General features: G+C 32.0%; 25 protein-coding genes. 1 reads left to right on the top strand and 24 read right to left on the bottom strand.

Annotated features, from left to right (window positions below; translation table 11 throughout):
- Positions 1-139: 139 nt before the first annotated feature.
- The 15 genes from ACFPTQ_RS14920 to ACFPTQ_RS14850 all read right to left on the bottom strand — a co-directional run bounded on the left by ACFPTQ_RS14920 (position 140) and on the right by ACFPTQ_RS14850 (position 14,554).
- Positions 140-814, bottom strand: coding sequence for a cytidylyltransferase domain-containing protein (locus tag ACFPTQ_RS14920; protein ID WP_379778514.1), 675 nt, complete (start codon positions 812-814; stop codon positions 140-142).
- Positions 815-816: 2 nt separating this feature from the next.
- Positions 817-1,740 (bottom strand): glycosyltransferase family 2 protein, encoded by a 924-nt coding sequence (locus ACFPTQ_RS14915; RefSeq protein WP_379778512.1) that lies wholly within the window; start codon positions 1,738-1,740, stop codon positions 817-819.
- Positions 1,741-1,961: 221 nt separating this feature from the next.
- Positions 1,962-2,759, bottom strand: a complete 798-nt coding sequence (locus ACFPTQ_RS14910) for a hypothetical protein (RefSeq protein ID WP_379778510.1) — start codon at positions 2,757-2,759, stop codon at positions 1,962-1,964.
- A gap of 42 nt (positions 2,760-2,801) precedes the next feature.
- Positions 2,802-3,713, bottom strand: a complete 912-nt coding sequence (locus ACFPTQ_RS14905; RefSeq protein ID WP_379778508.1) for a glycosyltransferase family 2 protein — start codon at positions 3,711-3,713, stop codon at positions 2,802-2,804.
- A complete protein-coding gene (locus tag ACFPTQ_RS14900) occupies positions 3,714-4,730 on the bottom strand; it encodes a glycosyltransferase family A protein (protein WP_379778506.1) in 1,017 nt (338 codons plus the stop codon).
- Positions 4,731-4,781: 51 nt separating this feature from the next.
- Positions 4,782-5,990: a hypothetical protein gene (locus ACFPTQ_RS14895; RefSeq protein WP_379778504.1), complete on the bottom strand. Its 1,209-nt coding sequence runs from the start codon at positions 5,988-5,990 to the stop codon at positions 4,782-4,784.
- Complete coding sequence (locus ACFPTQ_RS14890; RefSeq protein ID WP_379778502.1) at positions 5,987-6,883, bottom strand: glycosyltransferase family 2 protein; 897 nt, start codon at positions 6,881-6,883, stop codon at positions 5,987-5,989. The genes ACFPTQ_RS14895 and ACFPTQ_RS14890 overlap by 4 nt, the downstream gene beginning before the upstream one ends.
- Entirely contained in the window at positions 6,880-7,779 is a 900-nt protein-coding gene (locus ACFPTQ_RS14885) for a glycosyltransferase family 2 protein (protein ID WP_379778500.1), read from the bottom strand. Before ACFPTQ_RS14885 ends, ACFPTQ_RS14890 begins: the two co-directional genes overlap by 4 nt.
- Complete coding sequence (locus tag ACFPTQ_RS14880; protein ID WP_379778498.1) at positions 7,776-8,765, bottom strand: glycosyltransferase family 2 protein; 990 nt, start codon at positions 8,763-8,765, stop codon at positions 7,776-7,778. The genes ACFPTQ_RS14885 and ACFPTQ_RS14880 overlap by 4 nt, the downstream gene beginning before the upstream one ends.
- 141 nt (positions 8,766-8,906) lie before the next feature.
- Positions 8,907-10,100, bottom strand: a complete 1,194-nt coding sequence (locus ACFPTQ_RS14875; RefSeq protein WP_379778496.1) for a TDP-N-acetylfucosamine:lipid II N-acetylfucosaminyltransferase — start codon at positions 10,098-10,100, stop codon at positions 8,907-8,909.
- Between the two features lies 1 nt (position 10,101).
- Positions 10,102-10,749, bottom strand: a complete 648-nt coding sequence (locus ACFPTQ_RS14870) for an acetyltransferase (RefSeq protein WP_379778494.1) — start codon at positions 10,747-10,749, stop codon at positions 10,102-10,104.
- The gene (locus ACFPTQ_RS14865) at positions 10,746-11,819 is read right to left on the bottom strand and encodes a DegT/DnrJ/EryC1/StrS family aminotransferase (RefSeq protein WP_379778608.1); all 1,074 of its coding nucleotides are present in this window, start codon (positions 11,817-11,819) and stop codon (positions 10,746-10,748) included. The genes ACFPTQ_RS14870 and ACFPTQ_RS14865 overlap by 4 nt, the downstream gene beginning before the upstream one ends.
- A gap of 1 nt (position 11,820) precedes the next feature.
- Positions 11,821-13,116, bottom strand: coding sequence for an ABC transporter ATP-binding protein (locus ACFPTQ_RS14860; protein ID WP_379778492.1), 1,296 nt, complete (start codon positions 13,114-13,116; stop codon positions 11,821-11,823).
- Positions 13,117-13,231: 115 nt separating this feature from the next.
- A complete protein-coding gene (locus ACFPTQ_RS14855) occupies positions 13,232-13,606 on the bottom strand; it encodes a four helix bundle protein (protein WP_278036321.1) in 375 nt (124 codons plus the stop codon).
- A 78-nt stretch (positions 13,607-13,684) separates the two neighbouring features.
- Positions 13,685-14,554, bottom strand: a complete 870-nt coding sequence (locus ACFPTQ_RS14850) for an ABC transporter permease (protein ID WP_379778490.1) — start codon at positions 14,552-14,554, stop codon at positions 13,685-13,687.
- A gap of 328 nt (positions 14,555-14,882) precedes the next feature.
- Here ACFPTQ_RS14850 and ACFPTQ_RS14845 point away from each other — a divergent pair, with 328 nt between their 5' ends.
- Positions 14,883-15,620: a tyrosine-protein phosphatase gene (locus ACFPTQ_RS14845; RefSeq protein WP_379778488.1), complete on the top strand. Its 738-nt coding sequence runs from the start codon at positions 14,883-14,885 to the stop codon at positions 15,618-15,620.
- Between the two features lie 210 nt (positions 15,621-15,830).
- On the opposite strand, the gene ACFPTQ_RS14840 is transcribed toward ACFPTQ_RS14845, so the two are convergent.
- From ACFPTQ_RS14840 to ACFPTQ_RS14800, 9 genes are all read right to left on the bottom strand, one after another.
- The gene (locus tag ACFPTQ_RS14840) at positions 15,831-17,762 is read right to left on the bottom strand and encodes a polysaccharide biosynthesis protein (RefSeq protein WP_379778606.1); all 1,932 of its coding nucleotides are present in this window, start codon (positions 17,760-17,762) and stop codon (positions 15,831-15,833) included.
- Between the two features lie 182 nt (positions 17,763-17,944).
- The gene (rfbA, locus tag ACFPTQ_RS14835; RefSeq protein WP_379778486.1) at positions 17,945-18,814 is read right to left on the bottom strand and encodes a glucose-1-phosphate thymidylyltransferase RfbA; all 870 of its coding nucleotides are present in this window, start codon (positions 18,812-18,814) and stop codon (positions 17,945-17,947) included.
- Between the two features lie 80 nt (positions 18,815-18,894).
- Positions 18,895-19,941 carry a dTDP-glucose 4,6-dehydratase gene (rfbB, locus tag ACFPTQ_RS14830; RefSeq protein WP_379778484.1) on the bottom strand — a complete coding sequence of 349 codons (1,047 nt, stop codon included), beginning with the start codon at positions 19,939-19,941 and terminating at the stop codon, positions 18,895-18,897.
- A gap of 242 nt (positions 19,942-20,183) precedes the next feature.
- The gene (rfbD, locus tag ACFPTQ_RS14825) at positions 20,184-21,044 is read right to left on the bottom strand and encodes a dTDP-4-dehydrorhamnose reductase (RefSeq protein ID WP_379778482.1); all 861 of its coding nucleotides are present in this window, start codon (positions 21,042-21,044) and stop codon (positions 20,184-20,186) included.
- Positions 21,045-21,120: 76 nt separating this feature from the next.
- On the bottom strand, positions 21,121-21,669 hold the full coding sequence (rfbC, locus tag ACFPTQ_RS14820; RefSeq protein ID WP_379778480.1) for a dTDP-4-dehydrorhamnose 3,5-epimerase: 549 nt from the start codon (positions 21,667-21,669) through the stop codon (positions 21,121-21,123).
- Between the two features lie 86 nt (positions 21,670-21,755).
- Positions 21,756-24,095, bottom strand: a complete 2,340-nt coding sequence (locus ACFPTQ_RS14815; RefSeq protein ID WP_379778478.1) for a GumC family protein — start codon at positions 24,093-24,095, stop codon at positions 21,756-21,758.
- A gap of 3 nt (positions 24,096-24,098) precedes the next feature.
- Positions 24,099-24,875 carry a polysaccharide biosynthesis/export family protein gene (locus tag ACFPTQ_RS14810; RefSeq protein WP_379778476.1) on the bottom strand — a complete coding sequence of 259 codons (777 nt, stop codon included), beginning with the start codon at positions 24,873-24,875 and terminating at the stop codon, positions 24,099-24,101.
- Positions 24,876-25,033: 158 nt separating this feature from the next.
- The gene (locus ACFPTQ_RS14805) at positions 25,034-26,176 is read right to left on the bottom strand and encodes a DegT/DnrJ/EryC1/StrS family aminotransferase (RefSeq protein WP_379778475.1); all 1,143 of its coding nucleotides are present in this window, start codon (positions 26,174-26,176) and stop codon (positions 25,034-25,036) included.
- A 257-nt stretch (positions 26,177-26,433) separates the two neighbouring features.
- Entirely contained in the window at positions 26,434-26,727 is a 294-nt protein-coding gene (locus ACFPTQ_RS14800; RefSeq protein WP_379778473.1) for a GIY-YIG nuclease family protein, read from the bottom strand.
- Positions 26,728-26,888 lie beyond the last annotated feature (161 nt).

The following is a 26,888-nucleotide window of genomic DNA, read 5'->3' as shown; positions in this document are numbered from 1 at the left end:
TGTGGGTTGTGGGTTGTGGGTTGTGGGTTGTGGGTTGTGGGTTGTGAGTTATGAGTTGTGGGTTGTGGGTTGTGGGTTGTGGGTTGTGAGTTGTGGGTTGTGAGTTGTGGGTTATGGGTTGTGGGCTTTGAGTTGTAAGTTATGGGTTATGAGTTGTGTATTTCTTATATAGATATTCGGCATATTCTAAATCTTCCTGAGTATCTATATCTATATTGGCAAAAATATGTTTTACTTCTAATGGGAAGGCATTTTCTGAAATAATTGTATTATCCAAAATCAATTTTGCTTTTGTTATGTACAACAAGCCATTTTCGAAATACAGGGGTTCCAGATCCTGTGAGCGTTGCCCGATTGTATAATTAAAGGGTATAAATTTATTAGTTTCTATTTTTCCCAGTTTATGGTGATTTTGAGTAACCGTAAAAAGACTATCGTAGTTTCCTTGATTAAAAATCCTAAAAGCTTCGCTTAGTAATTCTTTAGGTCGCAAGGGATTTATGGGTTGTAACAAAATGACATTTTCCACCTTATCCTGTATCGTTTGCAGAAGGTGTTTCAACGCAGTAACCGTAGGTTCTAAATCGCCGGAAAGGACCTCTGGTCTGTCTATTACTTTAACGCCGTATTGTAGCGCTACTTCTTTTATTTTTTGATCATCGGTAGAAACATAGACCTCATCAATAATTGTCTCATTGGCTTGAGCATATTGAATGGAATGCACCAGCAAAGGAATACCTCCTAATGAAAGTCTATTTTTATTTGGCAAGCGTTTTGAACCTCCACGGGCGGGAATGATGGCAATGGTTTTCATTTTTATTTTAATAATCTTTCTCCTTTTCCGAACAACTGAAAAGAAAGTATTGTTATAAAAAATTTAGTACTCAATATTACATACTTTCTACTGAACTTAAAAAAAATCCTAAAAACTTTAAAATATAAAGTTTTAACTTCTTTAGATTTAAACAGAAAAGGATATAAACGGATCATTTGACGAAAAACAAAAAACTCAGTATCTTGCCTGATTCCATATTTTTTCAAAATAAAATTTCTTTTAATACCAACTTCTAACATTGTAAGCGCAGTCTGTTCACTTACATCAGCAGAGATACTTTTAGGATTTGTTCTGTAGTAATACAAATATTCATCAAGAATTTCAATTTTAGGTTTTTCCAATAATCTTCTGATGTGAAAATCCCTATCTTGACCTTTTAAAAGATGCTCATCAAACATTTTTTTTTCTACCAGAAATTCTTTTCTCCATATTGGATCAACAATATACCAACTTGCTTTTAAGGTAATAAAATCATCCAGCATAAATGAAGTTATAATTGTTCTTTCTTCATATCTTATGATCTGACTAACATCCAAAGCCGTGATTACTGTTTTAGATTTAATAGCATCGGCATCAGAATTTATTATTGCATTTAATTTAAGTTTGACAAAATCAGGATGTAAAACATCATCACTGTCTATAAAGTTGATATAATCTCCTTTTGAAAGATCGAAACCATAATTCCTAGCTCCATTTCCTCCCTTTTTATATTCTGATGTCCTATTGTAAAGCCTAAAACGCGAATCATTTCTAATATAATCCGAGAAAAACTTATAACTATCATCTGTAGATCCATCATCGACAATGATACATTCCCAATTAGAATCTGATTGATTTGAAACACTTTGTAATGTAGAAATCACAAAATCATTTCTGTTATAAAGGGGCATTATTAAAGACACCATGAATTTTAATTTAATATTTAATAAATATAAACCTTACTATTAATTAGAAACACTTCCACCATCCGTATTAAAATAAATTTCATTAACTATTTTGCTATTGGCTTACGTAAATACAATACTATGCTCTAACAACTAATAGTCGCTCTGTAAAAGTATATTTCTATTTAGCAAGCGTTTTGAACTTCCACGGGCAGGAATGATGGCGATGGTTTTCAATTCTTTTACTTTAACATTACTTTTTTAATAAATTTAGCCTTATATTTTCTAAATCTCCTTTTCAAATTAAAAAATAAATCATAAAAAACAACTACATTTTCTGTTTCTCGTAATTCCCTTCCTAAAACTTCCTCTTCTAAAATAGTATTAATTCTCACAGTATGCTTTTCATTTTTATTATAGCTTCTTGCGTACCAAGTATGATATAAAAAAACCCTATCATTAAATTTAACTTTATTGGTAATCCCATCATCAGCCATATCTGAATCTAAATATATAAACTTGCTACCGTTTCTTTTAAGCCACAAAAAAAAACAATAATAGGGTTCATATAGACTCATTTCGTCATAATTTGATTTAAAATTAATTCCTTTAGTACTAAACTCTCCTTCTTTTACATATTGGTTTTTGAATATTTCCTCTTTTCTCCAAATTTTAGAAATTCCTCTAAAATTTAGTATTGTAAAAAAAGTATTTACAACATTAGGATTGAATACTCTATGCTGAATAATCCCTCCATCCCTTACTCCACAAACCCAACAATTCTCATTAATCATTTTTTCAACTAATGAAAAAACAACTTGACTATCTTTAAAAACAACATCTTCGTCTGCTAAAATCAAATAGTCTATATTTTTGTCTTTTAAAACTTTAAACATATAGCAAAGACTGTCAATACCATGCATTCCATTTCTTCCATTAATAACATATAATTCAATCCCTTCGGGAAATAATTTTGACGTTTTGTTATAAAGTTCAAAATTACAGACTGTTGTTAATAAAGCAATTTTAGTTTGATTCATACTTCATTTAATTTTTAAAACACCAGAACAAATAGACTTCGTCTATTTATTTTCTTTTGGACTCCAATATACTTTTGTATCTTCTATTTTAAAAAAATTCTCAAAGTCATTTTTTGAAAACCCATTCCTATTTTTCAACAACCTCGGAACATTATATCCAAAATCCAAGAAAGCCATCATTATTGCTTTTGCTGCTTTTACATCACCTTTAAAAACTTTCAATTTCAACTGCATCCAAATGGAATACGTCATTTTTTTTGGAATTGTTGGTAAAGGATAAAACAAGGCGTATAAATACCAACCTGAACGCAATGAGCGTCTTAATCTTATTGTATAGTCCTTGTCTTTTTTTCTTGCTTTCACCTCCACACGATGCTGCACTAATATTTGTGGAGTAAAATGCACTTCCCATCCTTTTTTATACAACTGAAAACTTGCAAACTCTTCCTCCCCATAAAATATAAACCATTCCGGATAATTTGGAATTTCGTTCCATGCCTCCATGCGCCATATGTGACCACAGCCTACAAAACCTTTTACCCTTTCCGGTTTGTCATTGGTTTCTTTATTTATTGGTGCAACTTTTCCCCAAAAAATGCGACATGCCATAACCGCACAGTTTGTATTCTTTACAAAATAACAGTCTATTTCTTCCAAAATGTTGTCTGAAAGAAAATGTGCATCGTCATCTAGTGTAATCGCATATTTTGCTTTCGTTCTATTTAAGAGTAAATTTCTACTATAAATTAAACCTTTATTTTTATTATTCTTTATTACTTCAATTTTTTTATAATGGTCCTTAATATATTGCGACGTTCCATCAGTTGAACCATCATCACATATTATAATCTCAACTCTAGCATCTCCAATTAAAGATTCCAAGTGTTTTAAAGTAATTCTTAAATCGGTAAGTCTATTTTTAGTCGTGATGAGTATTGCAAATTGTACCGCCATTTAATAGTTTTTAACACTTACTTTTGGCAATCCCCATTTGGTATACAAAAAAGGTAACATTCGTCTGTTCATTATTAATTTTCGAAAAATTTTGTTTCGTATTACTACCCAATTTTTATTTACTGGTTTTCTATTTGAAAAAATATAATTACCCACTTCTTTAGTATTTTCCTTTAAACTTTCCAGCTCACTAAACATCCATTCTTCTAAAGTATTCCCCATGTGATAAGCATAATTATCATAGGTTGTAACTCTCCAATAATCCTTTTCAAGTGGTAGTCTATCAATATAATCTTCACTATCACCACCCAATTTATATCCTATGAATGATTTCACTTTATTAAAAACAACTCTCTTATAAGTGGCTACAAAATGTCCAGACCCAATAATTACTTTACAATCAGATGAAATATCCAATCCTAAATTGTATTTTAAATAATCATCATTATAATTCCTATCCCAACCAATACTGTCATAAAAACGCACCAATGCTTCTTTATTTTTTACCGGTAAAAACTTTATTCTTTTATTCAACAAATTTGCCAACAATACATTTTCAGCATTGATTTTAAAATTACAAAACTGGGGCACAATTCCTACTACTCCTACCTGAGGGATTTTTTGAAAAACTTTCGTTGTTTCTAATTGCCAATCCCTGCAAAATAAAACATCTGCATCCGTAATTGTAACTAATTCAATATTATTTCCTGTAATACCTTTTAAAATTGCATTAACCTTTCCAATATTGTCCGTATGGATTAATTCATGAATTTTATTTTCTTCTTTCAATTGATTCAAATATGTAACCACTTCTTGGCAACTACCATTATTGACAATTGATATAAATGTTTTGTTGTGTATCGTCTTCAATAATGAATCAATACTCAATTTCAAAATCGTTAAACTTTGAGTAAAGTATCCTTCTAATTTGGGTATGTACACCGGCATCACAACCTGATGCACATAATCAGCTGTTGTTATAGACTTATCTTTATGCGGATTTAACCCTCTTCTCATTTCCTTCTTAGTTAGCAACCAACAAACTTTAAATATATTCCATTATTTAACTTAATTGTTTTCAATAACTTCATTTAATTGTTTTGTAAAATTCTCTTGAGAGAAGTAATCACCAAATGGAAAGAACGGTTCAGAAGCGACTAAACGATTTTCTATTAAATTTTTTAATTTCTCTTTAATCTCATTTTTATCATTCATATTAGCAATACAACGATTATCTTGAATAATATTCCTAAGTTCACTTTTTTCAGGTGAAATACACAATACTGGTTTATTATAAGCCGCTAAGAAAGGTGCTTTTCCAACCAAAATATTACAATACAATGGACCATTTTCTAGTATTAAAACTATATCGCTTTCCTCAATTTGTTCCTGAGCAGAATTGACAAAATTAAGACAATCCATAATTTTGATATTTTCTACCTTTTCAAATTGCTCTTTTAACTGCACTATACCTTCCCCTTTAACTCTTAGAATAAATTCTGTTTGTTCTGTATAAATTGGATTTTCTACTAACAATTCTTCGTAAGCTAAGAGAACATTTGTCATATTTCTCCCGAACATTAAAGCTCCGTGATACGAAATACTTATCGCTTTTTCTTTTTTTCGAATATGCTCTCTATCGGACCAATCGAAAACACTCGCTTCAAATTGATGCGCTAGTGTGTGTATCTTTCTTTTGTAGGCATATAATTGCTGTAAATCATGAGACATATTTAATGCAGTACTAGAACATGATTTTGCTTCTGTAACAATTTCAATAATTCGTTTTAATCTAAACAAATCCAATTTCGTAATAGTATGTCGTCCCCCCTCATACCATGCCAAAGGATATGGATCATGAAATATAATATTCGCTTTTTTTAGTATAGGTAAATCTTTCAACGCTAAAATCGTTTCATGATTAATTCCAGAACTGGTTATAAAAATATGATTGTATATTTTGTAATCTATTCCCCTTATAAGATCAGCATATTGTTTGTGTATGTAACTTTCTTTTAATGACACGTGAAACACTCTCCAGTAAAATCTATTCAAAAAAGTAATATGCCACGGTATTTTTGTATCTACAATTTGCTTCTTAATATTGTCTACAGGTAATAATTCCAATCTGTCTTCAGTGTCCGTATGTATTAGATAATGAACATCAATTTTTGCATTAGGATAAGCCTTTCTAATCTTAGCCAATAATGACCTCCTACCAATTCCTGCACTTGTACCTGAAACCCTTAAATCCTGAACTACAATTAAAAACTTCATTTGATACTCTCTTTAACTTTTTTAAATATCTTACTACTTCTTGAAAATTGTTTATAAAGTAAATATAATCCGAACAACTTAATCCACCTTATTGGAGTCTTCTTATTATTCAGTTGCACTTTTTCTATTTTATTAAATATTAATTGTGTCAACTCTTGCGAAAGTTGCTTTTTATAATGGGTCAGTAAATAATGATTAAACTTGAACAAAGCCGTATTTTTCTCTACAGAGTCATTTTGACTAGATATGTTTGCACCACTGTTTCTTACATAAACTAGTGCTTCGTTTATGGTGTAAATGTTTTTAAAATCAGAAAATTCAATCACTGCCAAAACATCACTGGACCAAGCTAATGGAAAATCTTTGAATTTTATCGCTTTTACTTTTTCCGTTTTAAAAATGTATTCACTTAAGGAACTTCTTGTACCTCCTTTTGACTTACGCAATAAGAAGTCCAATCCCTTTTCTAACTTTGGATGTTTGTGTATTATTGAAATTGATTGTCCATTGGCATCAATAACTTGGGAGGCGTAGCGAATTACATTTGATTTTTCTTGTGTAATTGTTTCTAAATTTTCATAAAAAACTTCTACTGCATTTACACCTAACACATCATCATCTCCTAAAATCATCCTCCAGGGTTCATCATTCGCTAATTCCATACATCTTTCCCATTGTTGTACTAGTGATGTTCCTCCCAAATTATCTTCAAATCGCTGATAAACAAAATCAATCTTATTTTTATATTTTTCTAATAATGCAGTTGGATTATCTGGACTAGCATCATCTCCAATATAAACTTTAAATTGTTTGTTGGTTTGATTTGCCAAAGAATCCAATGTGACTTCGAAAAAATTGATTTTATAGTACGGTATGACTATTGCTAATTTCATTTCCTCAGTTTTTGAAGCATTTTTTTAAGGCATACTAACAATCCTATTTTTTTTATCATGCACTTTAATTTCAATGCTAACCTATAGGTCATACTATTTTTCAAATTTGAATATTTAGATGATAAATTTAGGTACCTTTCCTTATAAAGATTTAATCTTTTCAATAAAAACATCTCATATTCTAATGTTGACAACTCTTGTTTTATAAAATCCAGAACCATATTTTGACTTTCTTGCATATACTTAGCGGATTGTGTCATACTATTAGAATGCTTCCTGTAGGTTGCAAGTTGCTGATTTATATAAAAAAAATTAGGATTATTTTTAAAAAACTGTATCCAAAAAAGCCAATCTTCTTTTGCTTTAAGATTCTCATTAAATTTTAATGTAATAATAGAAGATGCTTTAAAAATTGCACAATGTATCGGTATAGCAAAATCAACATCCCATTTATCTATGACAGTATCATAATTAAAAGTAATATCTGATAAATTATAATAAGGCTTAATTCGCTGATGGTTAGTACCGACAATTATATTATAGTTAGATATAACAATATCTAAATCTGAAAACTTTAGAAAAATATCCAGACTAAGTTCCATTTTTTGTTTTGAAATTAAATCATCAGCATCTAAAAACTGTATAAAATCTCCTGATGCTAAATCCAAACCAATATTTCTGGCAGAACTTAAACCTCCATTCTCCTTATAAATATACTTGAATCGATTATCTTTTCTTAGCCATTTTTTAGCAACTTCCTCTGTTTTATCTGGACTTCCGTCATTAACAATAATACATTCCCAATTCTGATAAGTTTGATTGTAAACGGATTGCAAAGCTTCTTCTAGGTATTGAGCCTGATTATAACAAGGGATTATGACTGAAATTAAACTCATATCTTACTATCTAAAACAATTCTATGACGAAACATTTTATCAAATCTATAAATACCAATACCTTTTATAGATGACAATTCAAAATACATAATTCCCCACTTAATAATTAAAAATATTTTCTGATTGAAGCTATAAATATCAGATCTCAAAAGATATTTAAAAACGCTATTACAACTTTTCATATTTTCTTTATAATTAAAAAAAACAAAATCATTTAAAATTTTAAATATAAAAATCTGTATAAGTCTTCTATTAGTATTTAAATTTAAACTAAATCTATGTATTTCTAAAAAAACAATCAGAGAATTTAAAACCAAGTCCTTAAAACTAGATGTATTATTTCTAAAATCATCTTGTCTATAATATGCATCCAACTTAAAATCTCTTAGCATCCTAATATTATCATTTAAAAGAATTTTTATATTAAAACTAACATCTTGAAACCGTTGTAAATTCTCATCAAAAGTTACATTTTCTAAAAGTTCTCTCTTGTAAGTTGCCGCAGTTGTTTGCCAAGGAACATTATAAGACAAAAACATCTCTAAATATTCTAAGGAATTACATTTTACAGGATCTCGATTAACAATCTTATTTTCAGAATCTAAAAATGCAATATTACTTACTAGCAAATTTAAGAAGGAATTTTCACTAAAACACTTCAATCTATTCTCGAGACAATTCCATAATAATAAATCATCCGAATCTAAGAAGATTACATATTCACCAGAAGATTTTTGGAATCCATAATTTCTGCAAGCATTTGCACCTTTTATTGTATTTTTCGGACGATGATAATACTTGAATCTTGCATCTTGAATTACATAATTTCCCAACACCTCATCAGTATTATCAAATGAACCATCATCAACAATAATACATTCCCAATTGGTGTAGGTTTGTGCCAGAACAGAATCGAGCGTTTCACTAATTAAGTGTGCTCGGTTGTAAGTAGGGATAATTATGGAAACGAGAGGATTATTTTGCATAAACGTGTTCAATCTGTTCTTTTAGTAAAGTAGTCATAGTTCTTGAAACAATAATGTTCTATTGTGTTCCATTTGCTCAAAAGATAAGAATTGTGAAATACTTTTTCTATTTTTATTCAGTCAATAAATTCAATTTCTTTACTAGTCTGAAACTATTTGAATTAAAGTTTTTATTTTGTGATGAACAGCTTTTCTAGAATATAAATCTAATAATACAGTCTGATTATTACTTATTTCTTGCTCATTAAGTTTATAAGATAATTGAGAAGTGATTTCGTCTATTTTAAAGATTTTTATCCCTAAAGATTGATAATAGGAATAAACTGGGCTTTTAGCATTAAAAAAAAGTGTAGCTCCTAAATAACCTAAAGTAATTATATTACCCACACCTTGTTGCCTTACGTGATTAAAAATTAGAGTGCCGCAACTTAATAAAATAGTATTGTATTCTTCTAAAGTCATAAAATCAAGAAGCGGATAAAAATTCGAACCTAATAATTCTCTTCCTACCTGTAATACTTTTTCTTTGTACTGAGAATTTCCACTATAACTTAAAGGCACATAAACTTTTCTATCTTGCAAATCCAATTTAGCCAATTCAAGAAAAACTTCTAAATGATTATTGGATGGATCTGCAGAATTACCAACTAAAATATTGGGTTGATTGTTAACTCTCTCATTAATTTTATCCCCTAATAAATCTTCAATACAGCCGTAAGTAAAAGGGGCATATTGAGCAGGTAAATTCATTTTTTTTATAATCTGGTACTCTGTTGGAACTACTGGGACAACATAATCAATAAGTTGAGCAGCTCTGTAAAAAGGGGTATCAAAAGCGTTACTCAGAATATTATAAGCTTTTTTGCTTATTTTTTTTACTAAATGTCGTTTTTGAAAAAGATAAAAAGAAAACGGATTATGAATCAACTTAGTTTTTAAATCCGTTTTTAAATTTAAAAGAGATTGAGTATTTGGTTCATAAATATTTTGTTTCAATAAAGACCAATTACCATACAAATCATACCCCCATATAAACCATATTTTTTTAATAATGGGTAAAATTTCAAAAACTAAATTTTGTTTATTACTTTCCAAAGCATGTAAAAAAACAACATGACTTTTATTAGAATTAATAAATTGCAACAAATCTTTTTTTTCTTGTTGAATGGACAAATCAACACGGATTACATTTGATGATTTCACATATTTAAAATCCGAATTCTTAAGTTTATTTACATAGTAAATTGACTCATGAGGAATAACCTCTTCAAATAATTTTATTGTTGGATCAATAAATTTATCATCATCAAATATATGTATAAACTTAATTGGCATTTTAAAAATGAATGGGCTCTAATGTTTTGATGATTTTTGCAGGAACACCAACAACCATAGTATTAGCAGGAACATCTTTTGTAACTACAGAACCTGCTCCAATAATTACATTTGTACCAATTGTTACTTTTGGTAAAATAGTTGCGTTGGTTCCAATGTTACTATAATTACCAATATTACAATTTCCTGAGATATGAACACCTGGGGATAACTCTACAAAATCTCCAATTTTAGAATCATGACCAACAGTACAATTTAAATTAATTAAAACGCCTTGACCAATCTTGACATCATTTGTAAGAACAGTACCTGTCATTATATTACACCCCGGACCAATTGTATTTCCATAATGGCCTATTTGAGCTAATGGACTTATAGTACTTGTAAAAACACCGCCCATAGCTTCAAATTCTAAAGCCAACTTTTTTCTTAACGCAGGGTTGCCAATACCAATTGTAAAACGATTATCAACTGTTTTAAAATAGTAAGCTGCTGCTTCTTTAGTCCTTAGAATTGGAAATTTTTCATATAAAAACGCTGGTGCATCTTCATTTACATCATCATAAAAAACCAAATGATCCAGTTGATTTAATTGATGTAACACTTCTAATACTTCTTTGGCAAATCCTTTGGCGCCTACTATAATCATAAGTTGGAATTTAAAATAAACACAATTTTTTGTATATCATTTTGTTGAAGCTCAACATACAAAGGTAAACAAAGAATTCTTGAGGCTATACTTTCTGAAATAGGCATACTTACACTAGCAACATAAGGAATCGTATTGAGGGACGGATAAAAATAACGTCTTGGAAAAATCTGTTCTTCATTCAATGCTTTTTGAACCCGTAACAAAGTAGCTTCACTCTCAAAAACAATAGGATAATAACTGTAATTCCAATCTACATCATTCCTTATTTTCAAAGCTTTAAGCTTTGAAAAATCTAAATTTGAATTATAATAATCTACAACTTTTTTTCTTTCACTAATTATCTCTTCCATATATGGCAAAACAGAAAGTCCCATAGCAGCTTGTAATTCCGACATTTTACCATTAATTCCCAAACCATGAAATGCTAAGGGACCATCATGTCCAAAATTATGACTGTAAAATAATTGATGTTGCAAATCGGGGTCTTTTGAAAAAATAGCACCTCCTTCACCCGTATGAAACAATTTAGTCGCATGAAAACTACATATGCTTATATCTCCAAAATCAAAAATCGATTGTCCTTTATAGGATACTCCAAAAGCATGTGCCGCATCATAAATAACTTTTAAATCATATTTTTGAGCAATTTTTTCAATCTCTTCAACATTACAAGGATTTCCAAAAACATGAGTTGCTAAAATAGCTGTCGTCCTATCGGTTATTGCCTCTTCAATCTTCGTTTCATCTATGGTCAAATATTCAGGATGAATATCTACAAAAACAGGTGTGCAATTTTCCCAAACTATTGCAGCCATTGTGGCTACATAACTGAAAGGTGTTGTGATAACTTCTCCCTCCTTTCCTAAAAGTTTTAAAGCAATTTGCAATGGTACCGTACCATTGTTAGTCACAATAATATGATTTACTTCAAGATGCTTTTTTAGTTTTTCCTCTAATTCTAAAACTAATTCACCTCGATTAGTTAACCATTGATTATTCCATGCTCGTTGTACCTGCTTGTTATATTCTTCTATGGGTGGCAAAAAAATTTTAGTTACGTTTATCATACTATTCATTTAAATACCATTCAAATTGAGGCCTTATATACCCAGGCTCCCTTCCCATATAAACACCCAAATCTCTTTCTCCGTCTACAATTGTAAAATGGATTATATCACACTCATTAAAAACAGATTGACGCTTATCTTCAACAATAAAAATTGCGAGACTAAAGTTACCTGATTGAAAAAAATTAGCTGGAAAAACACATTTTAAAACATTTTCACCAGTAACCAATTCTATTTCTGAACTATTATTAAAAAACGAAAACAATGATTCTCCTTGCTCATTATATAAATGATAAGTTACATGGTATCGATGTGGTTCATTTGTATACAAAACAATATTAGTTAATAACTCAATTTTTTCATTTTCTAAAAGTGGATCATCAAAACTTTTACCTATATTTTGAAGTCCAATTTCTTTCAAATTAAAGACTTCATTCTTTACATTAAACTTCTTACTGTTTGATCTTTCAGCATCATTACCTCCTAAATAGTATGAAACTGCCCTATCTATATCATCATCTACAACCACTTTCCCATGCTCCAATACAATTCCTCTGGTACACAAACTCTTTACTGCTGCCATGTTATGACTCACAAACAAGACGGTTCTTCCTTCGCCTCTGGAAATATCCTGCATTTTACCAATGGCTTTTTTCTGAAATTCGGCATCGCCTACGGCTAATACCTCATCGATAACTAAAATTTCAGGTTCGAGAAAGGCGGCTACGGCAAAAGCCAGGCGAACGGTCATTCCGCTACTGTAACGTTTTACAGGGGTGTCTATATAACGTTCACAGCCCGAAAATTCAATTATTTCATCAAGCTTAGATGTGATTTCGCTTTTGGTCATTCCTAGAATAGCCCCATTAAGATAGATATTTTCACGTCCGGTTAATTCGCCATTAAAACCAGTACCCACTTCTAATAAAGAAGCGATACGACCACGGGATTTAATAGTTCCTGTTGTAGGTGCTGTAACCTTTGAAAGAATTTTTAAGAGCGTTGATTTTCCTGCTCCATTTTTACCAATGATTCCTAATACTTCCCCGCGCTCTACTTCAAAATTGATATCCTGTAACGCCCATACATAATCGGAACTTCCCTTTGTGGAACGATCATTCACATCGCCTATTTTTAAATACGGATCTTCTTTTCCCCGAATACGATGCCACCAACGGTTAATGTCATGACTAAGCGTACCCGTACCTACTGTACCTAATCGGTATTGCTTAGAGATGTTTTCGGCTTTTAGAATAATATTCTTGTTGTGAGTCGTGGGTTGTGGGTTGTCGGGCATTGTTTGAGTTGTGAGTTCTGGGTTCTGGGTTGTGAGTTGTGAGTTCTGGGTTCTGGGTTCTGGGTTCTGGGTTCTAAAACCTCTAAAACTCATAACTCATAACTCACAACTAATCCTATTTCCAATTTTGTTCTACATACTTTATAAAGTTAAAAATTTTTCCACCTAAATTTTCATAACGCTGTATTAATGATTCAAAATCCGGTTTCAAATTAGGATATAGTACTACTATTTTATAAATATGACCAATTGTCTCTAAACAACTAGAATGAGAAAAAACCAAAAACCGAATAAAATCAGCTTTATATTTTCTTCTTCCATATCCTTCTACTATATTAGACACTACACTATCTGAAGAGCGCCGCAACTGACTTCCTAACTCATACAATTCGTACTTGGGTAACTTTAGACTATTAGGATGTACCGTTAAAAACAAATCCAAACCAATATTGTAAATGTCTAAATCTTTATAACTTTTAAAATCACTCATGTTTTTTTGTTGTGGGTTCTGAGTTGTGGGTTATCAGTTGGACTATCTCATAACTTACAACTCACAACTCATAATTGCTTAAACCGTATCAATAAAACTCTTTTCTACCTTATTAAAAACTAATAAACCTAAAATAAAAACGATGATCGTAATCGAAACTGTATACACAATGCCATAAACAGAAATTTCCCCCACATTCAGCAACATGACTCGGGATGTTTCAATGATATAAGCCAATGGATTGTATTGTACTAACCAACTGTATTGTGGCATTTTCTTTTCAATAAGTGCCATAGGATAAACTACTGCCGAAAGGTACATTAACAATTGTACTCCAAAACCAATAAGGTAATTTAAATCACGGTATTTAGTCACCATTGAGGAAATGATCATTCCTAAGCCTAAGCCCAAAATCCCCATTAAAACGATTAAGAACGGAAAAAACAAAACCCAAATGGTGAGTCCTATTGCTGCTCCATTCCAATAGAAATAAAGATAAAAACAAATGAAAATTATAAATTGGATACCAAATTTCAATACGTTAGAGATCACCACCGAAAGTGGCGTTATTATCCTGGGGAAATATACCTTACCAAAGATCCCTGCGTTGGCCGCAAAGGTATTGGAAGTTCCATTCAAACAAGTGGTAAAATAATTCCAAACAGTAATTCCTGCCATATTAAATAAAAAAGGAGGTACTGCTCCTGTTTCGATACCTGCGACGGTATTAAAAATAATGGTAAAGGTAATGGATGTAAATAAGGGTTGAATGAGATACCAAAGTGGTCCTAAAACCGTTTGCTTATACACGGTTACTACATCTCTTTTGACAAAAAGAAATAATAAATCACGATAGCGCCAAACTTCATTTAGATTCAGAGAAAAAAAACTGTTTTTGGGTTTGATTTCAAACAGCCAATCTTCCTCAACAGTATCTTTTGGTTTCATTATTTTTAATTCAATAATTCTTAGTTGTAAATATAAATCTCATTCTCTAAACCCACCAAAAATAACCGACTATTAACCTAAAAAGACTAAAAAATACCCGATTTAAAAGAAAATTCTTGTTTGTTGGGGGTTGTGGGTTGTGGGTTCTGAGTTGTGGGTTCTGAGTTGTGAGTTCTGGGTTGTGAGTCTTGAGTTGTGGGTTGTGGGGTATTTTTTTTTCTGCCCCTAAAGGGGGAAAAGAAATTTATAAACTTCCAATACCTAGCTCATAACTCACAACCCAGAACTCATCATTTCAATCTCATCACTTTTTCCTTATCTTTGCACTATGTTTACACTTTTTAAATCCAAGCCGGTTTTGAAGGATTTAATTCCGGACAACCATATTGACATTCATTCCCATCTTCTTCCTGGTATTGATGATGGCGCTAAAAATTTTGAAGATTCCTTACGTTTAACGCAAGCTTTGAAAAGTTTTGGCGTTTCTCAATTCATTACCACACCTCACATTATTCAACATGTTTGGGAAAACAGTCATGAACAGATTCTAGCCAATAAAAACAGTACTGTTGAGGCGCTTCGTAAAAACAACATTAGTGTACCATTTCAAACAGCTGCCGAATATTTAATGGATGATCAATTTGTTCGTTTGTTCCAATCGGAAGCATTATTGACTTTGAAAGATAATTATGTTTTGGTTGAAATGTCATATATAAATGCACCAATTCAGTTGTATTCTATTTTATTTGATTTAAGAGTGGCTGGATATACTCCTGTACTTGCCCACCCAGAACGCTATTTGTTTTACCATAAAAATCTAAACGAATACGAGAAATTAAAAAAGGCGGGCTGTTTGTTTCAATTAAATTTATTAGCTGTTACTGGCTATTACGGGGAGAACATCACCAAAGTGGCTGAAAACTTGCTTCAAAAAGGCCTGTATGATTTTGTAGGTTCCGATGTACATCACGACAATCATATTGCTGCTTTTGATCAAAAGGTCAAATTAAAAGACTTGAATCCTCTGAAAGAGGTTATTGCTAATAATCAGTTTTTTAAACACTAATTGCACAGATTTTTCTTTTAAAACTTTGCGGTGTTTTTTTTAAAACCATATAAGTCATATAAGTTTTTATAAGTTCCTCTCTGACAGATTAAACTTTCCTGAAGTAAATATAAGGACTGCCCTTTGAAACTTTGCGGTTTATTTGTCTTTACCAAAATCTCAATAGCTATCTGGACTTCCAACTTCCAACTTCGAACTTCGAACTTAGTATCATTTATCCAATACCTCATAAGTAGAGTTCATACTTTTGAACTCAGGAACTATTCGTTTCATTTTTGCCACGATGGCTTCCTTATTATGAAAATTAGCGATGGTAATTAGTTCTTCTATTTCGTCATGCAAAATTTCAAATTCTTCCTGAATTTCTTCAGCAATCATAATTTTATGGTGATGAGTTGGGATGGTTTTAGAAGTATCGTTGAGTAATTCTTCATACAACTTTTCACCTGGACGCAAACCAACTATCTTGATTTTAATGTCTTGATCCGGAACAAAGCCTGCTAATTTGATCATTTTTCGAGCTAAATCAATAATTTTCACGGGTTTGCCCATATCAAAGATGTAGATTTCTCCTCCTTTGCCCATTGCTCCTGCTTCTAGTACCAACTGACAAGCTTCGGGAATGGTCATAAAATACCGAATAATATCTGGATGTGTAATGGTTATAGGTCCTCCTTCGGCAATTTGTTTAGTAAACAATGGCACAACTGAACCGTTAGAACCCAAGACATTACCAAATCTGGTAGTAATAAATTTAGTACTCTTAGCTGTTTTATTTGCAACCGATTTTAGCTGTAAGGATTGTACATATTTTTCAGCAATTCGTTTACTAGCTCCCATGACATTACTAGGATTTACTGCTTTATCTGTAGAAACCATAACAAAACTTTTCACTTTGTATTGGCAAGATAAATTGGCTACATTTTTAGTACCCTCGACGTTAGTTAAAATCGCCTGAGAAGGATTTTCTTCCATAAGCGGAACGTGTTTATAAGCTGCCGCATGGTATACCACTTCTGGACGATAATCTTTAAAAATTCGTTCAATAGCGTCTTTGTTTCTAATATCCGCTACTATCGTCTGAATGATTGAATTTGTATTTAAAGCCATGAGTTCCAAAGACAGATTATGCAAAGGTGTTTCGGCCTGATCCACAGCAATAATCTTTGTGGGTTTAAAAAGCAATACCTGTCTAACAATTTCACTACCGATAGAACCAGCTGCACCAGTTATCAATATTGTACGCTCCTTAATTTGTTTTGAGATCGATTTACTATCTAAAACTATTGGTTTTCTATCCAGTAAATCTTCAATCTGTATACTTTTTACTTTTTGAGAAATCTCTTTTTGATTTTCCCAGTCGGTAATCAATGGAACAACATAAACCTTATAATTGAATTCTAAACATTGTTCTACGATAACCAATCGCTCTTCTTTAGACAAACTTTTATCCGCAATAATAACCCCCTCTGCTCCCACAGAACGCATTAAAGTAGGCAACTTTTTCTTTTGAATTAAAATAGGTAAATCCATCATCCTTTTGGAAGAGTTCTGACTATTTCTATCTACAAAACCAACGATTTTAAAACGGGTTGGGATCTCAAGTTTTAATGATTTAGCTACAGCTAGAGCATTAGCATCGGTACCATAAATAAGGGTCCTTGGTAAATTGATACGATTTTTTTCTGAAAAAACTTGTTCAAAAACTTGTTTCACTACCACACGATACATGAATAAACCACAAAAAGAGAGAATCATGTATATAAATAAAGCGGTGTTTAAATATATTTTAGTAGCATAAAAAAATTCATAAACTGCATTACCTGAAACAAAAATGAAAAAGACCGAAACTTGAGAAAATAATAATTTAATAGCATCGGTATAGGAAGAATGCCTAATAATACCAGCATATGTTCTGAAAATCCAAAAAAAGAAAAGGTTAACACCTACTAATAAACAAATAAATTTAAGCTTGTTCTCAAAAGAAATAAAATGCAAGCCTATACCATTAATTATTAACTTTGTGAAGAAAAAACTAGCAATTAAGACTGCTAAATCGATAGCTAAAACTATCCATCTGGGCAAATAACTTAAATTTCTTATATTAAGAATTAAATTATTTCCAGAAGAAAAAGGCAATATTAACCTTTTAAAATCTTGTTTCGTATAATTATTCAAGAATACTTTATTTTATTATATTAACAATAACAAATATAAACATTAACGATTAAAACATCTAAAGTAATAAATTTCAGCCTATTATAGATTTACTAAACCTACAAACATTCATTTCAAACAAAAAAAAAAAAAAATGAAATTAAAATTTAAAATTTATGTTTTAATAATCCTAGTAAATACTCTCCATAACCTGATTTTTTTAAAGGTTCGGCCAAACTTTGTAATTGTTCGTCGGAAATAAAACCTTGTCGCCAAGCTATTTCTTCAATACATCCTACTTTTAAGCCTTGTCGTTCTTCAATAACTTGTACAAATTGTCCTGCTTGCATCAAGCTGTTAAACGTTCCTGTATCTAGCCAAGCAGTTCCTCTACTCAAGATACCTACTTTTAATTTGCCTTTTTTTAAATAGGCTTTGTTCACATCGGTTATTTCATACTCGCCTCTGGCACTAGGTTGAATATTTTTGGCAATCTCCACTACCGAATTATCATAAAAATACAAACCTGGTACGGCATAATTCGATTTAGGCTGTAATGGTTTTTCTTCGATTGAAATGGCTTTTAGTTCTTTGTCAAATTCAACTACACCATATCGCTCAGGATCCGAAACATGGTAAGCAAAAACAACTCCTCCATCTGGATTGGTATTCGATTTTAACAATTCATCCATATTGGAGCCAAAAAAAATATTATCACCCAAAACCAAAGCAACACTATCCTTACCTATAAATTCTTCTCCAATCACAAAAGCCTGAGCTAAACCATTGGGAATTGCTTGTTCGGCATAACTAAATTGACAGCCAATAGCAGATCCATCCCCTAACAACTTTTTAAAATTAGGTAAATCGTGGGGGGTTGAAATAATTAAAATCTCATTGATTCCCGCAGTCATTAAAGTGGACAATGGATAATAAATCATTGGCTTGTCATACACAGGCATCATTTGCTTACTCACCGCTAACGTAAGTGGATGCAAACGTGTACCTGAACCTCCGGCTAGTATAATTCCTTTCATTTCTTAAAGTTATGAGATATGGGTTATGAGTTATAAGTTTGTACCCTACAAAGACAAATAACCCATAAGATTATTAAAAATTAAGAATACTGTTTTTCATAATAAGAAGCATAGGCTCCCGAAGTCACATTATCCAACCACTCTTGATTGTTCATGTACCAGTTAACCGTTTTTTCTAAGCCTTCTTCAAAAGTTACTGAGGGTTTCCATCCTAATTCTTTATTGATTTTCGAGGCATCAATCGCATAACGAAGGTCATGACCCGGACGGTCTTTTACATAAGTAATTAATTGTTCTGAAGTTCCAGCAACTCTACCTAATTTTTCGTCCATTATTTTGCAAAGTAATTTCACCAAATCAATATTCTGCCATTCGTTAAAACCACCAATATTATAAGTATCATGATTTTTACCTTTGTGAAAAACCAAATCAATTGCAACGGCATGATCTTCTACAAAAAGCCAGTCACGGGTATATTTTCCATCACCATAAACAGGTAAAGATTTATTATTAATGATGTTATTAATAAACAATGGAATCAATTTTTCTGGAAAATGATTCGGCCCATAATTATTAGAACAATTGGTCAAAACATAAGGCAAACCATAAGTTTCACCATAAGCACGCACAAAATGGTCTGAACTCGCTTTAGAAGCCGAATAAGGTGAATTCGGGTCATAGGCTGTGGTTTCCGTGAATAAACCTTCTGCTCCTAAACTTCCATACACCTCATCAGTACTGATATGATAAAAGCGTTTTCCTTCTTGATTATCTTTCCAACAATTTTTTGCAGCATTCAATAAATTAACGGTTCCAATTACATTGGTTTTTACAAAAGCCATCGGATCGGTTATGGAACGGTCTACATGCGATTCGGCGGCTAAATGCAACACCCCATCAAATTGATGTTGATCAAAAAGAGCGTTGATGAAATTTTCATTTACTATATCTCCTTTTATAAAAGTATAATTGGGCGCTTTTTCAATATCGGCAATATTCTCTAAATTTCCCGCATAGGTTAAAGCATCCAAATTAAAAATTTGGTATTCAGGATACCTCGTTACAAATCGTCTTACAACATGAGAACCAATAAATCCAGCCCCTCCGGTAATTAGTATTTTTTTCATTTCTATTTTTTCTCGCGAATTAACTCGAATTTTATACGAATTAATCCAAATTTTTGAAATTAAATATTCTTTTTTGTTTACTCCGTTTAAAAGGAGCAAAGATTTAGTACATTATTATTAAATTTTCGGCTCCCTTTAGTGCTGGGGAAAACGAAAATTTATGTTTTCTTTCGGAGACTCAGTCACTAAAATTTCTTTTTCTTTTCCCTCCCTAAAGGGTGGAAAAAGAAATTTACTAACTCCTAACTTCTAACTTTCAATAATTCCATACACTTCCTCAAACTTTCTTTATAATCCGGAACTACCACTCCAAAAGTATTTTTAATCTTAGTTTTATCTAATAAAGAATAAGCAGGTCGTTTGGCTGGTGTTGGATAAGCTGAAGAAGGTATTCCGTTAACCTGACAATCAAAATTACCTATTTCTTGTATCGCTAAGGCAAATTCGTACCAACTAATTTCACCTTCGTTAGAGAAATTATAAATTCCAGCTTGCCAATTTGAATGATTGATAATAGTTAGAATAGCCTGAGCCAAATCGGCGGCGTAAGTTGGACAACCTATTTGGTCATTTACCACATTCAGACTATCTCTTTCCTGCATTAAACGAGACATGGTTTTCACAAAATTATTCCCAAAACTAGAATACACCCATGAAGTTCGAATAATGATTGCATCTGGATTTTGTTTTTGACAAGCTTTTTCACCCGCTAGTTTGGTAAGACCATATACATTGATAGGAGCAGTTGGCGCATCTTCAGTCAATGCCACTGCCGAATTACCATCAAAAACATAATCAGTAGAAATATGGATAAATTTACAGCTATTTGAATAACTCCATTGGGCCATAATAGAAACTGCCTTATGATTTAAAACATCTGACAATTCGAATTCAGATTCCGCCTTATCAACAGCTGTATGAGCAGCACAATTGATAATGATTTGAGGATTGATTTGATTAATTTTTTCTGCTAAATGTTCTAAATCTGTCAAATCCAAATCCTGATAATCGGTGAAGACCCAATCAAAAATAGTATTCTTAGATAGCAGTCTTAATTCGGATCCTAATTGTCCGTTAGCACCTGTAACTAGTATTTTACTCATCTAATATTCCTAATTAATACGTATTTCACAAATTATTCTAATCACCAACCTATCACTCATCACTGACTATTCATTATTAAAATCCCCAATCAATATCTTTAAAGGCCGGAAGTATTAAATCTTTTTCTGAAACAATTACTTCATCTGGACCCACTTGCCAGTCAATATTTAATGTAGGATCATCAAAACGAATTCCCCTTTCACTTTCTTTATGATAGACCTGATCTACTTTATACATCACTGAAGCAGTTTCGCTTAATACCGAAAATCCATGTGCAAAACCATGTGGAATCATTAATTGCTTCTTGTTCTCGGCGCTTAAAACAATAGAAAAATGTTGACCGTAAGTGGGTGAACCTTTCCTCAAATCAACCGCTACATCAAGAATTTCTCCCTGCAAAACCCGAACTAATTTGGCTTGAGCAAAAGGATTAATTTGCAGATGTAGCCCTCTAATTACTCCACGAGTGGAAAATGATTGATTATCCTGAATAAAGTCATAATTCAATCCGTTCGCTTTAAATTTTGACTCATTATAAGCTTCAAAAAAATAACCTCTTTCATCTTTAAAGACATCAGGTTGAATGACGAATAAATCCTTAATTGTTGTTTCTTCGATGATCATTGTTTCTATTAAAAATAAAAAAAACATCAAAACATTATAAAATCATATCCTATAACTTTTTGATGTTTTTGTACCGTAATTTCAAATTAAATTTTAAAGATTTTTTTATACCAAGGTGTTTTCTCTACTTTCACACCGTAACCATAACCATAACCATAACCTTTGGTAGAGTCGGTATCGTTTAACAACATACACATATTTGGTAGTTTTTGATCCTTGTGTAAACCGTTTGGTATATCTAACATGCGTTTTTCTAAGAAATTGGCGCGGGCTACATAAATAAAGGTATCTGCATGCTTAGCTATTAAAAGAGTATCCGTTACTAAACTTACAGGAGCGGTATCCACAATAATATAATCATACTGCTTTTTTAATGTTTCAAATAAAACATCTACTTTTTTACTCATTAATAATTCGGCTGGATTTGGTGGAATTACCCCTGCTGGCAACACATGAAAATCCTCATATCCTTTTTGTTGAATAATCAAATCCTCTAAACTCAACTCTTTTGAAGATAAATAATTAGTCACTCCTCTATCTGGCAAGGTTAAATACTCATCAAGTCTCGGATTTCTAATATCCATTCCTATTAACAAAACTTTCTTACCCGACAATGCAAAAGTGGCAGCCAAATTCACAGAGACAAAAGTTTTTCCTTCCTTAGGAAAAGTCGAAGTCAGGAAAATAGTTTTGGCAATACCTTCCGGCACTTTAGCCAACATGAATTCTAAGTTAGTTCTAATAATACGCAAAGCTTCAGCCGAACTCGATCTACTTTCTGACTGCATAATGGTGGAAGCATCTTCAGATGTAGGTACATCCCCAATAAATGGTATTTGTGTTTTCCCCTCTAAATCCAGACGACTTTTGATTTTTGTATCTAAAAAGTCGATTATAAAAATAATCCCTATCGGTATTAACAAGCCTAAGATAAAAGCACCTAACAAAACGACACTTCGCTTAACAGTAACTGGCCCTGTAGATAGAGCAGCATCAATCACTTTCGCATTAGGTTCAGTTGATGACAAAGCCAGCGCCGTTTCTTCTCTTTTTTGTAAAAGATACAAATACAATTCTTCTTTTACTTTTTGTTGACGCTCTATTTCTCTAAATTGACGTTCTTGAGAAGGTATTTTTTGAATTTTACCATTAAAAAGATTCTCGTTGGCTTCAATATTCTTTTTTTGAATTAATAGCATTGCTTTGCTTTTTGCTAAACTAGATATTAGAGTTGCCTTTAAACTTGCTAATTGTTGGTCTAATTTAACTACTGTAGGATTAGAAATTGTTGCTGATTCAAGTAATCTAGTCCTATCAAGCACAAACTCATTATAAGAACTAATCAAAGATGAAGCCTCCCCATCAACATTAGATAGAAGATTAGCAGGCAATAAATTTTCATTAGTACTCTTTTTTACATATTCTAAAACAGAATTCAAAACATTTAATTGAACTTGAATATCAATCGCTTTCCTATTAAATTCATTGGAACCTGAAACAAACAAACCCGATTCTGTCTCTAAATCGGTAAGCTTGTTATTTACTTTAAATCGTTCTACATCTTGCTCTACCCCTGATAACTCTTTACTTATCAAATCCAAACGGTTCGATACAAAAAGAGAGGTGTTTTTAGATATAAACTCTTTATCAGCGACCGCATTTTCATTGTACGTTTTGACTAAATAATCTAAAAACAATTCCGCTTTTTTTTCAACAGGATCGTTAATATTTAATACAATTACATTACTCCCTTTAGTTAGTGGTTCTATTTGTAATCTACTTCTATAACTGGCAGCTACTGCTTTAAGTGGTTTTATTAAAATTGTCAAGGGCTGTACTTGATCATCACTACTATGCTTTTTTGTGATAATTAAATCGCCATAAGGGGTTTTAATAGACTGTCCATATTTATATTGTTTGGCTTTTGCCAAATGATTTGGACTTGACAATGTAAAATTTCCTGTAAGGGTTTCTTCAAATTCAAAATGCATATCTTGTTCATAAAATGAATCGGATTGATTCATAAAATGAACCTCTATTGGTGCATTATCAAATAGTTCTACATCCAATACTTTGCCATGTGCAATATATGAAACATTGAAATTCAACTTTTTAACCACTGATTCAGACAATGTTCTTGACTTCATAATTTCAATTTCGTCATCCACATTTCTTGTCCCAGTGTTGAGACCTAAATCTGTAAATGCCGCCGCTTCTGAAAGCCTTCCTCCTTTTCGAGAATCTTTCATGAGTATCTTAGAAGAAGCATTATAAACTGGTGTTGTATATCTTAACTTTAAGAATGCTACAATTAAACACAGCAAAACACTGACAAAAAACCATTTCCAGTGCACTAGGTATTTATTGATTTCGGCTTTTAGATCAAAATCTTGTCCAAAATCTTCCGACTGCATATTATTCTCCATAAATTATTTTGTAAGTACTAAAATTAAAGAAACCAAAGTCATTGCCATCGAGGAAATCGTCGTAAACAAAGTAACATCCGGACTTAATGATCTGTTTTTAGGTTCTACATACACTACATCATTTTGTGCTAGATAGTAATAAGGTGAATTGATAAAATCGGCTTTTGTAACATCAACCCTAAAAAAGGATTTTACGCCATCAATTTCCCTAATCACTAAGATGTTTTTTCGATTAGCTGTTGGTTTTAAGTCTCCAGATTTTGTTAAAGCTTCAATTAAAGTCAATCTATCTGTTTCACAAGTAACCATTCCTGCTCCATTTACTTCACCATGAACCGCTACTTTAAAGTTTTTTACTCGTACGGTAATAATAGGATTTTTGATATAGGCGCCTATTTTCTTTTGGAAAAGATTTAATACTTCTGTTCGCGTTAAGCCACCCAATTTAATTCTGCCTAATTCCGGAAAATTAATATAGCCCTCTGCATCCACCAGATAATCATTGACTGCGGATTTATTCAACTGTGCTTGACTATTCCCTTCTCCAATGACATTCATAGGATTTAGGTTAAAAGGAGCGGTGATTTTAGGGTCTTCTGCCGACACATTTATTGTTAACAAATCATCCGGTTGAATTTTGATTTCATAGGAATTTAATTTAGCCGCAGCCATTTCATCAATATTTTGATAGTAAAGCAAATTTTTCTTTGGAGTACAAGAAAAAAAGAAAAGCATGCTAAAAAACAATAATAATCTTTTGGAAAGTAAGTAACTTTTCATGTTTTGAAGTAGGTATTTTTGGTTTACCAAAGTTACTGTCAGCACTATTTCTTTATTCTAAAAAAATAGTGTTAACGGTAAATCTGTTTTTCTGTGCAAATATATAAAATTGCTAAAGTGTCTTAACACTAGACTCCGAATTATTTTACAACATATACTTATAAATTGATTCGTTCAAATAAAGTCTTTTTTATTCGATTTCTGTCCTCATCTGTTAAATTAGAACCCGAAGGCAAACACAAACCGTTTTCGAAAAGTGTTTCAGCGACTTTTTCTCCGTAAAAAGGATAGATTTCAAAAATCGGTTGTAGATGCATGGGTTTCCATAACGGACGGGACTCTATATTTTCCTTATCTAAGGCTAATCGGATATCCTCGGCAGTAATGCCGTTTGTTTTTTCCGAATCCACTACAATGGCTGTCAACCAATGATTCGATTGATAATCTGAATTGGGATTCTCAAAAACGCTTATTCCTTCAACATCCTGAAATAATTCTTTGTAAAATTCATTCATCTTTCGTCGTAAAGCTATATGCTTATCCAGAACTTCCATTTGTCCACGACCAATACCAGCACAAATATTACTCATTCGATAATTATACCCAATTTCAGAATGTTGGTAATGAGGCGCATTGTCTCTAGCCTGTGTCGCTAAAAAGACCGCTTTTTCTTTTAGTTCTTTATTTTTTGTAACAATAGCCCCCCCTCCAGAAGTAGTAATAATTTTATTTCCGTTGAACGAAAGTACACCTATATCTCCAAAAGTGCCGCATTGTTGTCTCTTGTAGGTACTCCCTAGAGCTTCGGCACTGTCTTCTAAAATTGGAATCTGGTATTTTTGAGCCACAGCTTTAACTTCATCTACTTTAAACGGTATTCCATACAAATGAACCGCTATTATTGCTTTTGGCTTTATTCCCTTTGCTATTCTATCCTGTATTGCTTCCTCTAATGCTGTCGGACATAGATTCCAAGTATCCTTTTCGCTATCCACAAAAACAGGAGTCGCTCCCAAATACAAAATAGGATTAGCCGAAGCCGAAAAAGTCATACTCTGACAAATAACCTCATCACCAGCCTGAACGCCTAACAAAATTAATCCTAAATGAATCGCGGCTGTTCCCGAACTCAAAGCTCCTACATAACATTCGTTTCCTAAATAATTTTCTAAATCCTGTTCAAATCCGTTTACATTAGGTCCAAGAGGCGCTACCCAATTGGTTTCAAAAGCTTCGTTGACATAATTTTGTTCCGTTCCTCCCATGTGGGGAGAGGAAAGCCATATTTTTGAATTGTTCATTTATTATGTATTAAATCTATTTTACCTAAAATCAAATTTTCTTTTAATTGATTACCAGCGAGCGTAGCGACTAAACTTCTCTATACTACCACCGTCAGTTCGAGTTGAGAACTAATTTGCGATAGAAAATGAGTTCGAAGTATCCAGAACCATCTTGTACCCTATACTTCTCGATACATTTTAGCTTAATCAAAACTTCCTTAAAATCAAATCTATCAAACCAAAACACTCGAAGTGACGAAGCGAAATCATAAAAACTACTTATCAAACTTTTTCTTGGCTAAATTAACGAGTGATTCAAAATCGCCATTAATTAGAGCTTCCTTTTTTGCTTTTGACCATTTCTTTATTTGTTTCTCTTTATCAATAGCAAGATTAATATCCGTGAATTCACAAAAAAAAACTAACACTAATGGTCTTCTTGAAAAAGTATAACACTCTGGATAAAAACCACTATCATGTTTAAAAATCCTTCCCTCTAAATTACTAGTCACCCCTGTGTAATAAGTATTGTCAGAACATTTCAAAATATAAACATAGGATTGTTTCATGATTTATTTTTAAAATTTGATTTTACCGTCTATTCGAGTGATTTTAATAAAAATGCGATAGCTTTTTTATCAAATTTGTATTGAGAACATTTATCTAAACTAAACTTCTCAATACCACCACCGTCAGTTCGAGTTGAGAACTAATTTGGGATAGAAAATGA

The sequence above is a fragment of the Flavobacterium sp. GCM10022190 genome, assembly GCF_042656445.1.
In the GTDB taxonomy this organism is placed as follows: Bacteria; Bacteroidota; Bacteroidia; order Flavobacteriales; family Flavobacteriaceae; genus Flavobacterium; species Flavobacterium nitratireducens.
Note: the sequence above shows the minus strand (reverse complement) of the source record. Positions and strands in the feature narration are given on the sequence as shown.